Origin of the sequence: Bradyrhizobium sp. STM 3809 (assembly GCF_000239795.1) — a bacterium.
GTDB lineage: Bacteria > Pseudomonadota > Alphaproteobacteria > Rhizobiales > Xanthobacteraceae > Bradyrhizobium.
Genome location: NZ_CAFJ01000758.1, coordinates 1 through 14,223 on the forward strand (window position 1 = coordinate 1; position 14,223 = coordinate 14,223).

13 protein-coding genes are annotated in these 14,223 nt (G+C 66.6%); 6 read left to right on the forward strand and 7 right to left on the reverse strand.

Features of this window, described 5'->3' with window-relative positions:
- Positions 1-599: 599 nt before the first annotated feature.
- Together BRAS3809_RS32420 and BRAS3809_RS32425 are read left to right on the forward strand one after the other, a co-directional pair.
- Entirely contained in the window at positions 600-896 is a 297-nt protein-coding gene (locus BRAS3809_RS32420; RefSeq protein ID WP_008966240.1) for a hypothetical protein, read from the forward strand.
- Entirely contained in the window at positions 896-1,591 is a 696-nt protein-coding gene (locus BRAS3809_RS32425) for a hypothetical protein (RefSeq protein WP_008966241.1), read from the forward strand. Before BRAS3809_RS32420 ends, BRAS3809_RS32425 begins: the two co-directional genes overlap by 1 nt.
- Before the next feature lie 33 nt (positions 1,592-1,624).
- Here the strand turns inward: BRAS3809_RS32425 and BRAS3809_RS32430 are convergent, their stop codons facing one another.
- Positions 1,625-2,263 (reverse strand): TetR/AcrR family transcriptional regulator, encoded by a 639-nt coding sequence (locus tag BRAS3809_RS32430; protein WP_008966242.1) that lies wholly within the window; start codon positions 2,261-2,263, stop codon positions 1,625-1,627.
- Between the two features lie 328 nt (positions 2,264-2,591).
- Between BRAS3809_RS32430 and BRAS3809_RS32435 the strand changes: the two genes are divergently transcribed.
- From BRAS3809_RS32435 to BRAS3809_RS32450, 4 genes are all read left to right on the forward strand, one after another.
- Complete coding sequence (locus BRAS3809_RS32435; protein ID WP_008966243.1) at positions 2,592-3,710, forward strand: efflux RND transporter periplasmic adaptor subunit; 1,119 nt, start codon at positions 2,592-2,594, stop codon at positions 3,708-3,710.
- Positions 3,707-4,783, forward strand: a complete 1,077-nt coding sequence (locus BRAS3809_RS32440) for an efflux RND transporter periplasmic adaptor subunit (protein WP_035660038.1) — start codon at positions 3,707-3,709, stop codon at positions 4,781-4,783. The genes BRAS3809_RS32435 and BRAS3809_RS32440 overlap by 4 nt, the downstream gene beginning before the upstream one ends.
- On the forward strand, positions 4,780-7,857 hold the full coding sequence (locus BRAS3809_RS32445; RefSeq protein ID WP_008966245.1) for an efflux RND transporter permease subunit: 3,078 nt from the start codon (positions 4,780-4,782) through the stop codon (positions 7,855-7,857). The genes BRAS3809_RS32440 and BRAS3809_RS32445 overlap by 4 nt, the downstream gene beginning before the upstream one ends.
- Before the next feature lie 92 nt (positions 7,858-7,949).
- The gene (locus tag BRAS3809_RS32450; protein ID WP_008966246.1) at positions 7,950-9,224 is read left to right on the forward strand and encodes a DUF2130 domain-containing protein; all 1,275 of its coding nucleotides are present in this window, start codon (positions 7,950-7,952) and stop codon (positions 9,222-9,224) included.
- 9 nt (positions 9,225-9,233) lie between these two features.
- Here the strand turns inward: BRAS3809_RS32450 and BRAS3809_RS32455 are convergent, their stop codons facing one another.
- The 6 genes from BRAS3809_RS32455 to BRAS3809_RS32480 form a co-directional block, all read right to left on the reverse strand.
- Complete coding sequence (locus BRAS3809_RS32455; protein ID WP_008966247.1) at positions 9,234-9,767, reverse strand: response regulator transcription factor; 534 nt, start codon at positions 9,765-9,767, stop codon at positions 9,234-9,236.
- Positions 9,757-11,109, reverse strand: coding sequence for an ATP-binding protein (locus BRAS3809_RS32460; RefSeq protein WP_008966248.1), 1,353 nt, complete (start codon positions 11,107-11,109; stop codon positions 9,757-9,759). The genes BRAS3809_RS32455 and BRAS3809_RS32460 overlap by 11 nt, the downstream gene beginning before the upstream one ends.
- A gap of 7 nt (positions 11,110-11,116) precedes the next feature.
- A complete protein-coding gene (locus tag BRAS3809_RS32465; protein WP_008966249.1) occupies positions 11,117-11,953 on the reverse strand; it encodes an SURF1 family protein in 837 nt (278 codons plus the stop codon).
- Positions 11,953-12,324 carry a cytochrome o ubiquinol oxidase subunit IV gene (gene cyoD / locus BRAS3809_RS32470; RefSeq protein ID WP_008966250.1) on the reverse strand — a complete coding sequence of 124 codons (372 nt, stop codon included), beginning with the start codon at positions 12,322-12,324 and terminating at the stop codon, positions 11,953-11,955. The genes BRAS3809_RS32465 and cyoD overlap by 1 nt, the downstream gene beginning before the upstream one ends.
- A complete protein-coding gene (gene cyoC / locus BRAS3809_RS32475; protein ID WP_008966251.1) occupies positions 12,321-12,950 on the reverse strand; it encodes a cytochrome o ubiquinol oxidase subunit III in 630 nt (209 codons plus the stop codon). Before cyoC ends, cyoD begins: the two co-directional genes overlap by 4 nt.
- A partial coding sequence (locus tag BRAS3809_RS32480; RefSeq protein WP_035660042.1) for a cbb3-type cytochrome c oxidase subunit I occupies positions 12,947-14,223 on the reverse strand: 1,277 nt, incomplete at its 5' end. The genes BRAS3809_RS32480 and cyoC, both read right to left, overlap by 4 nt.

Below are 14,223 nucleotides of genomic sequence, written 5' to 3' on the forward strand. Positions count from 1 at the left end.
GGGCCTTCACCCGGCATTCCCTGCGCCCTCCATGTTCGCGAGGGACGAATGAATTGCAGAGCTCGGGCGCGATGCGCCGCGAGAACGCGATGTCACGCCTCCCTGACCGTTTTGCCTGCGCTGTTTGAGATGTGAATCGGATGTTCCCTCATCGTCGTCCCGGACAGGCCGTGACGCGCGCCAGCGCAGCGCGGCGCCGATCCGGGACCTACGCCGCAGCAGCCGTGATGGGCAAAAAGCCAATGACCAGCCCTGCCTCAAACCGTTCCCCGGGGGTGTGGGTCCCGGCTCAAGGCCGGGACGACAGCGGTGTGCGTGGATGCCGCTCGGCGCTTCCCAAGCAACGACCAGGTCCAGACAGTTCTAATCAAACTTCTGTTCAGCTGTCGCGATCTCTGCGAGTGGCGGACGATGTGACAACCGGATTTCCGCAACGCTTAGTTGATAGTTGATGCGCGCAAGTCCGATTGATCTCCGGCGCGTTCGATTGTCGGCAGTGGCTTGCGGCAAAATTTACCACCCATATGCACGCCACTTGGCGCTGGGCGCTTTCAGGCTAGAATGACTTCAACAATCAGCTCTCAGCGAAACGCCCCATCATGTCGATCTCCGTCAAAGGCCGGCTGGCCATTGTCGCGCTCATTGCGCTTGCCTGTTTCGCAAGCTCGGTTCTGAAGCTTTATCTCGGGCTGCTTTTCGTCTCGCTGCTCGCAAGCTTTGCGATCGTGGGCCTGCTCGCCTGGCTGGCGGACAGGCTCGCCATCCGGCGACATCGCGGCCCCGAGCGGCGACGCCGGCACCGCCGCCGTTATGTCGGGCTGCTCGACGACTCCGGGCCGATGCCGGTGACGCGAGCAGACCGTGTCGATGCCGCGTCGACCGCGGAGCGCCGGTGATGGACTGGCGCGTGATCGGACCGGCGCTGCTGCTGTCCATGATCGGCAACGCGGCAGCAGGCGGCGAGCGCCCTGCCTTCTCCGTCGTCGACCGCCCGTCGCAGGACGGCCGCTGCATCGACGACACCGGACGCGGCGATCTGGATCGATCGGAGAGCGCCTGCCTCGCTCAGATCCCGGAGCTCGCGCAGCGCAGTGGATCGAGCCTGAAATTGACCTTCCGCAACGGCCGGACGCGCATCTATCGCAACCAGGACGCCAGATGCAGCGACAGCGACGGCCAAGGCTGCGTCAAGTACCAACTGACGGGATACTTCCCCGACCATGGCCTCGTGCTGATCGAGCGCGGCCGGCCCGAAGGCATCGACTGGCTGCTCGTGCGAGCCGACAGCGGCGAGGAGACGGGCCTCGTCGCCCCGCCGCATTATTCGCCGGAGCAGCGCTGGCTGGCAGCGGTCACATCGCGCCTCGCTTCTTCGGGGCCGCCCGACGGCATCGACATCATTCCCGCCAAGCGCGATCGCACGCTGAAGGATTGGCACTACCGCACGCCGGAGGACAGCAAATGGCGCTACGAGTTCGAACGCTGGGACGGCGAGGACCAGATCATCCTGTCGGCGAAGCCGGTCGAGACCGAGGCGACGCCGCGGCTGGTGGCGATCCAACGGAAGAAGAACGAGTGGCACTTCAAATAGCCGCGCTGATCGCGTCGATCCGCCGGCCCTATCTCAGCCCTTCGTCCGCGTCGGCTTCGCTTCGAGCGCCGTCAGATAGGTCGCCATCATCTCAGGCAGCGCGGCAACCACCAGGTCGCGGCTGCGCGGGTCCTGCTCGCGCGTGAACAGCAGCGTGCCGAGGACGACGGCATCGAAGGTGGTGGCGGCCTGCGCGCCCAGCTCCGCGCCGAGCCTCACGCGCATCACCCTGTCGATCACGGCCCTGAACTCGGCATGCATGGTCTTGTCGTGCAGGTCGAGCGTGGCCAGCGCATCGGGATGGCGCACGAAGTAGCGGATCGCCCAGCCGATCAATTGCTCGATCATCTCGGCCGGCGACAGCGCCGCCCACTCCGCGTCGCTCCGTTGCAGCACGCGATCGAAGGCCGGCTGCAGCTCGGCATCGTGCCGCTCGGCCAGCGCGTCGAGCATCTGCGTCTTGTCACGGAAGAAGTGGTAGACCGAGCCGATCGATGCGCCCGCGCGCTCGGCCGCCGCATGCATGCTGACCGCGCCGAGCCCGGACTCGGCAATGAGGGCGGCCGCCGCATCGAGCAACTGCTCACGACGCTCGCGCCCGCGCGCCTGCCGTGGCGCGCGCGCCGTGGCCCGTGCAGGAGCGTCCGAGCTGATCAGGTCTTTTCGTCGCACGTGGTTCGAAGCTCTTGTTCTGTTTCTGAGACAGCGCCCCTCAGGCGCCTGCGGGCCTTCCCCCTGGCATACGGAATTCTAACTCCGCCAACGCGAATGTTACTAGACATTTTTTTCTAGAAATTATTGTCTAATTCACACGATGTCAACGGGAACCTGATCGGCTGTTCCCGAAGGCCGTAACTCCGCGAAACCGCGCTACCCCGTTCCGGATCCACGGCTGATCGACGACCGCGTCCCGCAAGTCCGGGCGCCACGAACCAGCGGCTCCCGATCCCGGTCGGATCGGCGGTCCGTCCACCATTCATTGGGCCCCCGACGTGCAACCATGACTTCACTCATGCGATCTCTTTCTCACGGCCTTCGCCGGCTTCCGCCGACCGCGGCCGGCTGCGCCATGGTCGCGCTCCTGCTTGCGGGCTGCGATCAGAAGGCGGCGGTGACCGCACAGCCGGCCCGGCAGGTGCAGACCCAGGTCGTCAAGCTGTCGGAGCGGCGGCAGTCGATCACGCTGACCGGCGACGTGCAGCCGCGCGTGCTGGCAGAGTTGTCGTTCCGCGTCAGCGGCCGCGTCACCGAGCGGCTGGTGGAGGTCGGCGCCCAGGTCAAGGCCGGCCAGCTGCTCGCCAGGATCGACCCTGCCGAGCAGCAGGCCGATCTCGATTCCGCGCAGGCCGCGGTGGTGGCGGCCGAATCGCAGGTCAAGGTTGCGACCTCGAATTTCAACCGGCAGCAGACCTTGATCACCAGCGGGTTCACGACCCGGGCGACGTTCGACCAGGCACAGGAGACGCTGCGCACCGCCGAAGGATCGCTGGAAGCCGCCAAGGCGCAGCTCGGTACCGCGAGGGACGCGCTCACCTACACCGAGCTGCGCGCCGATGCCGACGGCACCATCACCGCGCGCAACATCGAGGTCGGCCAGGTGGCCCAGGCGGGACAATCGGTGTTCACGCTCGCGCATGACGGCAACCGGGACGCAGTCATCGACGTCTATGAGGCGGCGCTGTCGCTCAAGTTCGATGACAGCAAGGTCGCGCTGGCGCTGCTGTCGGATCCCTCCATCACTGCGAAGGGCACCGTGCGCGAGGTCTCGCCGACCATCGATCCGAAATCCGGCACCGTCCGCATCAAGATCGCGATCGAGAACCCGCCTCCGGAGATGATCCTCGGCAGCGCCGTGTCCGCCACCGGCTTCATCAAGCCGGAGCAGCGCATCATCCTGCCGTGGAGCGCGCTCAACGCCGCGGGCAAGACGCCGGCGGTGTGGCTGGTCGATGCGACGAGCAAGACGGTGTCGCTCAAGCCGATCACGATCGAGGACTATGAGACCGGGGCGATCGTCGTCTCCGACGGGCTCAAGCCGGGCGACCGCGTCGTCACCGAGGGCGGCAAGCTGCTGAGTGTCGGACAACAGGTCAGCTTCAACGAGGAGGCGCGGTCGTGATGATGCCGATGCGTTCCGTGTTTCCCCTTCTCGCGCTCGGCGTGCTCGCCGGCTGCAACGAGAAGGCCGATGTGCCCCAGCCGGTCCGGCCGGTGCTGTCGATGAAGGTCGAGCCGCAGGCGGCCAACGCCGCCGCCGTCACCGGCACGATCGAGCCACGCTACAAGGCCGATCTCAGCTTCCGCGTGCTCGGCCGCCTGATTGCGCGCCCGGTCTATGTCGGCGACGCCGTCAAGCAGGACCAGGTGGTGGCGGCGATCGATCCCGCCGCGCTCGAATTCGCGGTGCGCGCCTCCGCTGCCGAAGTGTCGCGCAGCCAGGCGCAGCTCACCAATGCGACCGGCACCGAGGGGCGGCAGCGTACCCTGCTGGAAACCGACGCGACGACGAAGGCCACCCTGGAGAGCGCCGAGCAGTCGCGCGCGGCCGCGCAGGCCTCGGTGGTCAAGGCGCAGTCCAATCTCGCCAAGGCGCGCGAGCAGCTCGGCTATGCGCAGCTCAAGGCGGACTTCGCCGGCATCGTCACTGCCGTCAGCGCCGAGGTCGGCCAGGTCGTCGCCCCCGGCCAGAGCGTGGTCACGGTGGCCCGGCCCGACATCCGCGAAGCCGTCATCGATGTCGGCGACGACATCGCCAGCGGCCTGCAGTCCGGCACCTCCTTCACGATTCGGCTGCAGGTCGATCCGGCCATCAGCGCGACCGGCAAGGTGCGCGAGATCGCGCCGCGCGCCGACGCCACGACGCGCACGCGCCGCATCCGCATCACGCTCGACAATCCGCCCGAGGGCATGCGGCTCGGGACCACGGTCACCGCGACGCTCGACACCGAGCAGAAGACCATCATCCGGCTGCCGCGCTCAGCCGTGCTGGAGCAGAACGACAAGCGCTTCGTCTGGCTGGTCGACACCGCGAGCAAGACCGTCAAGCGGCAGGAAGTGACGGTCGCCGCCAACGAGGACGGCAGCCTGCGCGTGACCGGCGGCCTCGAAGCCGGCCAGCGCGTCGTCACCGCCGGCGTGAACAGTCTCAAGGATGGCCAGGCCATCCGCATCGATCAGGAATCTCAGCCGTGAAGTCCTTCAATCTCTCCGACTGGGCGCTCGAGCACCGCTCGCTGGTCTGGTACTTCATGATCGCCTTCATGGCCGCCGGTCTGTTCTCCTATCTGCATCTCGGCCGCGAGGAGGATCCGTCCTTCACCATCAAGACGATGCTGATCCAGGCCAAATGGCCCGGCGCCTCTGCCGAGGAGATGACGCGGCAGGTCACCGACCGCATCGAGAAGAAGCTCGAGGAGCTGCCGGCGCTCGACTACACCAAGAGCCTGACGGTGCCCGGCCAGACCACGGTGTTCGTCAACCTGCGCGACACGACCAAGGCGCGCGACGTGGTGCCGACCTGGCTGCAGGTGCGCAACCTCATCAACGACATCAAGGGCGACTTCCCCTCGGGCGTGGTCGGCCCCGGCTTCAACGACCGCTTCGGCGACGTGTTCGGCAACATCTACGCCTTCACCAGCGACGGCCTGAGCCAGCGCCAGCTGCGCGACCGTGTCGAGGAGGTCCGCGCCAAGGTGCTGACGGTGCCCAATGTCGGCCGCGTCGACATCGTGGGCGCTCAGAACGAAGTGATCTATCTGGAATTCTCGCCGCGCAAGGTCGCAGCGCTCGGCATCGATCAGCGCACCATCCTCAACGCGCTGCAGTCGCAGAACGCGGTGTCGCCGTCCGGCGTGCTGCAGGCGGGGCCGGAGCGGATCGCGGTGCGGGTGTCCGGGCAGTTCACCTCGGAAGAGAGCCTGAAGCAGATCAATCTGCGCATCAACGACCGCTTCTTCCCGCTCACCGACGTCGCCACCATCACCCGCGGCTACGAGGATCCGCCGACCTCGCTGTTCCGCTTCAACGGCCAACCCGCGATCGGCCTGGCGATCGGCATGAAGGCGGGCGCCAACCTGCTCGACTTCGGCGAGGCGCTGAAAGAGGAGATGACCAAGGTCATCGCCGACCTGCCGGTCGGCGTCGGCGTGCATCTCGTCTCGGACCAGCCCAAGATCGTCGAGGAGGCGGTCGGCGGCTTCACCAAGGCCTTGTATGAGGCCGTCATCATCGTGCTCGCGATCTCCTTCGTCAGCCTCGGCGTGCGCGCCGGCCTCGTGGTGGCGATCTCGATCCCGCTGGTGCTCGCGATCACCTTCCTGGTCATGGCCTATACCGGCATCTCGCTGCAGCGCATCTCGCTCGGCGCGCTGATCATCGCGCTCGGCCTCCTCGTCGACGACGCCATGATCGCGGTCGAGATGATGGTGGCGCGGCTCGAGGTCGGAGACAGCCTGCGCAAGGCCGCGACCTACGTCTACACCTCCACCGCCTTCCCAATGCTGACGGGCACGCTGGTGACGGTCGCCGGCTTCATTCCGATCGGGCTCAACAACAGCGCCGCGGGCGAGTTCACCTTCACGCTGTTCGTGGTGATCGCGGTGTCGCTGGTGGTGTCGTGGATCGTGGCCGTGCTGTTCACGCCGCTGCTCGGCGTCACCATCCTGCCCGCGACGCTGCCGAGCCATCATGCCGAGGCGGGCCGCCTGACGCGGATGTTCCGCGCCATGCTCAACGCCTGCATGCGGCATCGCTGGACCACGATCATCGTGACCGTGCTGGTCTTCGGACTGTCGGTGTTCGGGATGCGCTTCGTGCAGCAGCAGTTCTTCCCCTCCTCCGATCGCACCGAGCTCGTCATCGACTTCAACCTGCCGCAGAACTCCTCGATCGCCGAGACCAACGCGCAGATGGCGAAGTTCGAGCAGGAGGCCCTGAAGGGCGATGCCGACATCGACCACTGGTCGACCTATGTCGGCTCCGGCGCGCAGCGCTTCGTGCTGTCGTTCGACGTGCAGCCGGCCGACGTCTCGTTCGGCCAGATCATCATCGTCACCAAGAGTCTCGAAGCGCGCGACCGCGCGCGCGCCAAGCTGCAGGCCTATCTGACCAGGACCTTCCCCGGCACGGACGCCTATGTGCACCTGCTGGACATCGGTCCGCCGGTCGGCCGCCCCGTGCAGTATCGCGTCAGCGGACCCGATGTCGCCAAGGTGCGCGAGATCGCCCAGGAGTATGCCGGCGTGATGCGCGGCAACAGCCATCTCGGCGCCGTCATCTTCGACTGGATGGAGCCCTCGCGCGTGGTCAAGGTCGACGTGCTGCAGGACAAGGCGCGCCAGCTCGGCGTCACCTCCTCCGACATCTCCAATGCGCTGAACAGCGTGCTCGACGGCACGTCGATCACCCAGGTGCGCGACGACATCTACCTGATCGACGTGCGCGGCCGCGCCCAGGCCAAGGAGCGGCAATCGCTGGAGACGCTGCGCGACCTGCAGCTGTCGGGCTCGAACGGCCAGTCGATCCCGCTCGCGGCGCTGGCGACCCTGCGCTACCAGATCGAGCAGCCGGAGATCTGGCGCCGCTCGCGTCTGCCGACGCTGACCTTGAAGGCCAGCGTCGTGGACCAGGTGCAGCCCAACACGGTGGTCGATCAGCTCAAGCCGGCGCTTGCGGCGTTCAACGCCAAGCTTCCGGCCGGCTACAAGGTCGTCACCGGCGGCGCGGTCGAGGAAAGCGCCAAGAGCCAGGCGCCGATCATTGCGGTCGTCCCGATCATGCTGTTCACGATGGCCACCATCCTGATGCTGCAGCTGCAGAGCTTCCAGCGGCTGTTCCTGGTGTTCGCGGTGGCGCCGCTGGCCCTGATCGGCGTCGTCGCGGCGCTGTTGCCGAGCGGCGCGCCGCTGGGCTTCGTCGCCATCCTCGGCGTGCTCGCGCTGATCGGCATCCTGATCCGCAACTCCGTGATCCTCATCGTGCAGATCGAGCATCTGCGCGACGAGGGCCGGCCGCCCTGGGAGGCCGTCATGGAGGCGACCGAGCACCGCATGCGGCCGATCATGCTCACAGCCGCGGCGGCCTCGCTGGCGCTGATCCCGATCGCGCGCGAGGTGTTCTGGGGCCCGATGGCCTATGCGATGATGGGCGGCATCATCGTCGGCACCGTGCTCACCTTGCTGTTTCTGCCGGCGCTCTACGTCGCCTGGTTCCGCATCAAGGCGCCGGGAAAAACCGAAGAACCGGAGGCCAAGCCGCACGGGGCGTGAATCGCGGATAATTGCACGGGATAAGCCGCCCGCGTGGGTTAAACGCCCCGCGGCGGCCGGGTAGATTGGATCTCCATGGAGAGATGCGAATCATGACCGATCCCCAGATCGTCTGCCCCTCCTGCCGCACCGAGATCAAGCTCACCGAGCAGCTCGCCGCGCCCCTGATCGCGGAGACGCGGCGGCAGTTCGAAAAGCAGCTGGCGGCCAAGGAAGCCGATTTCGGCCGCCGCGAAGCGCAGCTCCGCGCCGCGCAGGAGCAGATCGCGCAGGCCAAGGCGGCGATCGACCAGCAGATCGCCGCCAAGCTGAAGGCCGAGCGCGCGACCATCGCGCAGGCCGAGGCCGAGCGGGCGCGCCAGGCCGTCGCCGACGAGATGGGCAACCGCGACCGCCAGCTCGCCGAGCTGCACCAGGTCATCGTCAGCAAGGACGCCAAGCTCGCGGACGCCCAGAAGGCGCAGGCCGAGATGCTGCGCAAGCAGCGCGAGCTCGACGAGGCCCGCCGCGAGCTCGATCTCACCATCGAGACCAAGGTCCAGGAGAACCTGGTCGCGGTCCGCGACAAGGCGCGGTTGGAGGCCGAGGAGTCGCTGAAGGCGAAGGTCGCCGAGAAGGAAACCCAGATTGCCGGCATGCAGCGGCAGATCGAGGAGCTCCGCCGCAAGGCCGAGCAGGGCTCGCAGCAGCTGCAGGGCGAGGCGCTGGAGATCGAGCTGGAATCGCAATTGCGCGCGCGGTTCCCGCGCGACCTCGTCGAGCCCGTGCCGAAGGGCGAGTTTGGTGGCGACGTGATCCATCGTGTGGTCGGCCCGGGCGGCCAGGCCTGCGGCGCGATCCTGTGGGAGTCGAAGCGTACCAAGAATTGGAGCGATGCGTGGCTCGTCAAGCTGCGCGACGATTTGCGCGCGGCGAAGGCCGACATCGCGCTGATCGTCTCGACCGCGCTGCCGAAGGGCGTCGACGGCTTCGACCTGATCGACGGCGTCTGGGTCGCCGAGCCGCGCTTCGCGCTGCCGCTGTCGCTGGCGTTGCGCCAGTCGCTGATCGACGTCGCCTGCAGCAAGCTCGCGCAGGAGGGCCAGCAGACCAAGATGGAGATGGTCTACGCCTATCTGACCGGCCCCCGCTTCCGCCACCGCATCGACGCCATCGTCGAGCGCTTCACCGAGATGCAGTCGGACCTCGACCGCGAGCGCAAGACCATGATGCGTCTCTGGGCCAAGCGCGAGGAGCAGCTACGCGGCGTGCTGGATTCGACGGCCGGACTGTACGGGGACCTGCAGGGCATCGCCGGCCGCGCGATGCAGGAGATCGAGAGCCTCGACGTGCTGCTCATCGAGGGCAAGAGCGAGGCGGCGGAGTAGCGCCGGCGGCTATTTCACCGGCCGCTTCTCCAGCTTCCGCGCCAATGTCCGGCGGTGCATTCCCAGCCGTCGCGCGGCTTCGGAGATGTTGAAGTCGGTGTCGATCAGGGTCTGGTGGATGCGCTCCCACTCCAACGTCTTGATCGAGGTGGCGCGTTCGGCGAGCGCGACCTGGGCGTTGCCCTCGGCCTTGCGGAAGGCTTCCTCGATGTCGTCGGTGTTGGAGGGTTTCGCCAGATAGTGGCAGGCGCCGAGCTTGATCGCCTCGACTGCGGTCGCGATGCTGGCGAAGCCGGTCAGCACCACGATCAGCATCTCCGGATCATGCGCGTGCAGCTTCTCGACGCAGACGAGACCCGAGGCGCCGCCGAGCTTGAGATCGACGACGGCGTAGCCGAACGTCTTGTCCTTGACGATGTCATCGACCTGCTCGAGCGAGGCCGCGATCACCGCCTCATAGCCGCGCCGCTCGAAGGAGCGTTTCAGAGTGCGCGCAAAACCGTCGTCGTCCTCGACAATCAGGAGAGAGCGTTCAATCTCCACTGGGCTCTCCAATCGCAAGCATCGAGAGCGGCAAGGACAGCCGAACGGTCGCGCCGCGTCCCCGGTGGTTCCAGGCGGAAACGCCGCCGCCGAGCTTGCGGATCACATTGACCACCAGGAACAGGCCGAGGCCGCGGCCCGGACGGCCCTTGCTCGACTGATACGGCCGCCCGATCTGTGCCAGCATCGCAGGATCGAAACCCGGGCCGCGATCGCTGACGCTGAGCAGCAGCATGTCGCCATCGCGCTCGACCACGAACTCCACCCACTCGCGCGACACCTCGAAGGCGTTGTCGAGCACGTTGACGATCGCCTGCTTCAGCGCGACGTCCGAGACGATCGTGGGATCGGAACCGAATTCGTTGCGGACCATCAGGTTGCGCGCCGAGCGCGCAGCGGTCCATTCGGACACCAGCGTCGCCAGGAACGTCCTCAATGTCGTCGGCGCCGAGCCCTCGCCGCGCGCCTGTCCGGCCGAGACGAGGATATCGGTCACGATCGACTTGCAGCGCTGCACCGCCGCCTCCATTTCGGTGAAATCCTCCGCCAGAGCCGGATCGGCCGAGATCGCCGTCATGCGCCGCCAGTCGTTGAGGATCACCGAGATCGACGCCAGCGGCGTGCCGAGCTCGTGCGCGGCACCCGAGGCCAAGAGGCCCATGCGGATGATGTGGTCCTGCTCGGCGGCATGCTGGCGCAGATCGGCGAGCTTGGCGTCGCGCTCGCGCAGGTTCCGGTTGATGCGGGTGACGAAGACGACGAGCAGCACGGCGTCGAGCACGAAGCCGACGAACATGCCGGTGATGTGCAGGCTGAACGGATCGCTGACGTGATGCTGGGGCAGTGCCAGCGGGCGGTACTCGATGGTGAGCCAGACGAAGCTGAGGACGGTCAGCGCGACCAGCGACCAGGACGAGCGCGCATCGAGCAGCACCGCACCGAGGGTCACCTGCAACAGATACAGACAGGTGAACGGGTTCGACGCGCCGCCGGTCAGATAGAGCTCCGACGTCAGGGCCACGACGTCGAGCATCAGTGCGATCAGCAGATGGCGGTTGCCGACGTCGTCGCGCGTGCGCAGCCAGACATGGCTCGCGACGTTGAGTACGACCAGCGCGCAGATGATGGCGGCCATCGGCACGACCGGCAGCGCGATGCCGAACCAAGAGGTGACGAAGGCGATGGTGACGATCTGGCCGACCACCGCGATCCAGCGCAGCTGGATCAGCAGCACCATGTTCTTGCGGTTGGTCGCGTCCTTGGTCGGGGCAGGCGCATGGATCTCGGGCGTCGCCAATGCGGCGACCGCCCCGATTGGCAGGTTCGGCGCCTCGTTCCTCATGCGGCGCTCACGATGGCGACGTCCCGCGCTCGCGCATGTCCTGTTGCCGATGCTCCCATTCCGTATCCCGCGCCGTCGCCGGCCCGCCATCACCGCGCGCGCGGTGCAGCCGCTGCACACCGGCGCCGGCCAGCATCAGGGCCAATGTAAACCACGTCAGCGCGTAAACCAGATGGTTGTTCGGAAAGGCGATCACGGTCAGGCCGCCGACCGGATAGCCACCGGGATTGGGCGTCGCATCGGCATCGACGAAGAACGGCGCGACCTGCGACAGGCCGCGCGCCGCCGCGATCGCCGCGACGTCACGTGAATACCAGCGGTTGGCCGCGGGATCGTTGTGGCGCAGGAAGCCGCCGCCGGGCTCGGAGATCCGCAGCAATCCCGTCACGCTGACGAGCCCATCCGGGTTCCCGGCGCTCCGGCTCGCGGGCTCGCGGCGTTCCGACGGCACGAAGCCGCGGTTCACCAGCACCACGCCGTCGGCCGTCTGCAGCGGCGTCACGACCCAATAGCCGGGACCGTCGACGGTCAGGGCCTGCACCAGCGTCTCGCGATCGTTCATGAAGCGGCCGCTCAAGGTGACCCGCTTGTATTCGTCGTCCCCACGATTGATCGCCGACCAGGCCGCCGGACCGGGCACCGGCACCGGCGCGGCATGAACCCGGCGATCGACGCGATCGATCAAATCGAGCTTCCAGGCCCTCCGCTCGACCTGCCAGACACCGAGCGCCAAGAGGATCGCGACGCAGGCGACCCAGGCCGTGCCGATCGCAAAGCTGACCGCGCCGGATCGCACGCGGGCCGGCGCGCCGCCTCCCCCTGCCGCATTGGCAGGGTCCGGCATCACGGCGTCGAACCCATCTCGTGCACCGGCATCATGTTGGTGGTCAGATGATGCATGACCCAGAGCGAGCCCGACAGCGCGATCACCACCATGATGATGGTGAAGATCAGCGCCATCATGCTCCAGCCGCCCTCGGCCTTGGTGTTCATGTGCAGGAAAAAGATCATGTGAACGACGACCTGCACGGCCGCGAACGCCATGATGATCAGCGCCGTCACCTGCTTGTCGAACGAGCCGCTCATGACCAGCAGGAACGGGATCGCGGTCAGGACGACGGACAGACCGAAGCCGATCAGCTGGCCGGAGCGCGTGCCGGCATGATCATCGGCCAAACCGTGCGCATCAGCGTGGGCGTGGACATCCGAGCTCATCGCAGCGTTCCCATCAGATAGACGAAGGTGAAGACACCGATCCAGATCACGTCGAGGAAGTGCCAGAACATGCTGAGGCAGACCAGCCGGCGGCGGTTGGCCTCGATCAGGCCGAAGCGCTTGACCTGCACCATCAGGGTGACCAGCCAGACCAGACCGAACGTCACGTGCAGGCCGTGGGTTCCAACCAGCGTGAAGAACGACGACAGGAAGGCGCTGCGCTGCGGCGTCGCGCCCTCATGGATCATGTGCGCGAACTCGGTCAGCTCGATGCCGAGGAAGGCGAGTCCGAACAGGCCGGTCACCACCAGCCACGCCTGCATCGCGCCGACGCGATTCTGCTGCATCGAGAGCATCGCGAAGCCGTAAGTGAGCGATGACAGCAGCAGGAACGAGGTGTTGACCGCGACCAGCGACAGGTCGAACAAGTCCTTCGGCGCCGGGCCTGCGGCATATCTGCCGCCGAGCACGCCATAGACGGCGAACAGGATCGCAAAGATGAGACAGTCGCTCATCAGGTAGATCCAGAAGCCGAGCTGGGTGCTGCTCCCCTCGGGGTGCTCGTGCTCGTCGACGACGTAGAAGACCGGCTCGCCGGCCTTGATGGTCCCCATCGCAACGGTCATGACTTGGCTCCTGCCGCGAGCAGCTCGGTGCGCGCCCGCTCGACGCTGACGACCTCATCAGCGGGGATGTGGAAGCTGCGGTGATAGTTGAAGGTGTGGCCGATCGCGACCGCCAGCAGCGCGACAAAGCTGCCCGCCGCCATCCACCACATGTACCAGATCAGGCCGAACGCCATGGTCGTGCTCAGGCCCGCCAGAATCACGCCGGTACCTGTGTTGCTCGGCATGTGGATCGCCTTGAATCCGGCGAGCGGACGGGCGTAGCCGCGACGCTTCATGTCCCACCAGGCGTCGTTGTCATGCACGACCGGCGTGAAGGCGAAGTTGTAGGCCGGCGGCGGCGACGACGTGGCCCACTCCAGGGTGCGCGCATCCCACGGATCACCCGTGGTGTCGGCGAGCTGCTCGCGGCGCAGGACGCTCACCGCGATCTGGATCAGGAAGCTCGCGATGCCCAGCAGGATCAGGAACGCTCCGACGCCGGCGATGACGAACCAGATCTGCAGGCTCGGATCGTCGAAGGTGCGCAGGCGGCGCGTCACGCCCATCAGGCCGAGCACATAGAGCGGCATGAAGGCGAAGTAAAAGCCCACCGTCCAGAACCAGAACGACATCTTGCCCCAGAACGGATCGAGCCTGAAGCCGAACGCCTTCGGGAACCAATAGGCGATGCCGGCAAACAGGCCGAACAGCACGCCGCCGATGATCACGTTGTGGAAGTGCGCAACCAGGAACAGGCTGTTGTGCAGCACGAAGTCGGCCGGCGGCACCGCCAGCAGCACGCCGGTCATGCCGCCGATGACGAAGGTCAGCATGAAGGCCACCGTCCACATCATCGGCAGCTCGAAGCGGATACGGCCGCGATACATCGTGAACAGCCAGTTGAACATCTTCGCGCCCGTCGGGATCGAGATGATCATCGTGGTGATGCCGAAGAACGAGTTGACGCTGGCGCCGGAGCCCATGGTGAAGAAATGGTGCAGCCAGACCAGGTAGGACAGGATGGTGATGACGACGGTGGCGTAGACCATCGAGGTGTAGCCGAACAGCCGCTTGCCCGAGAACGTCGAGGTGACCTCGGAGAAGATGCCGAAGGCCGGCAGAATCAGGATGTAGACCTCCGGATGCCCCCAGATCCAGATGAGGTTGACATACATCATCGGATCGCCGCCGAAATCATTGGTGAAGAAGTTGGTGCCGACGTAGCGGTCGAGCGACAGCAGCGCCAGCACCGCCGTCAGCACCGGGAAGGAGGCGACGATCAGCACGTTGG

Coding starts and splice junctions, on each gene's coding strand:
- BRAS3809_RS32435 (WP_008966243.1), top strand. CDS start 2,592: ATGACTTCACTCATGCGATCTCTTTCTCACGGCCTTCGCCGGCTTCCG.
- BRAS3809_RS32465 (WP_008966249.1), bottom strand. CDS start 11,953: ATGCCGGACCCTGCCAATGCGGCAGGGGGAGGCGGCGCGCCGGCCCGC.
- cyoD (WP_008966250.1), bottom strand. CDS start 12,324: ATGAGCTCGGATGTCCACGCCCACGCTGATGCGCACGGTTTGGCCGAT.
- BRAS3809_RS32425 (WP_008966241.1), top strand. CDS start 896: ATGGACTGGCGCGTGATCGGACCGGCGCTGCTGCTGTCCATGATCGGC.
- BRAS3809_RS32460 (WP_008966248.1), bottom strand. CDS start 11,109: ATGAGGAACGAGGCGCCGAACCTGCCAATCGGGGCGGTCGCCGCATTG.
- BRAS3809_RS32450 (WP_008966246.1), top strand. CDS start 7,950: ATGACCGATCCCCAGATCGTCTGCCCCTCCTGCCGCACCGAGATCAAG.
- cyoC (WP_008966251.1), bottom strand. CDS start 12,950: ATGACCGTTGCGATGGGGACCATCAAGGCCGGCGAGCCGGTCTTCTAC.
- BRAS3809_RS32420 (WP_008966240.1), top strand. CDS start 600: ATGTCGATCTCCGTCAAAGGCCGGCTGGCCATTGTCGCGCTCATTGCG.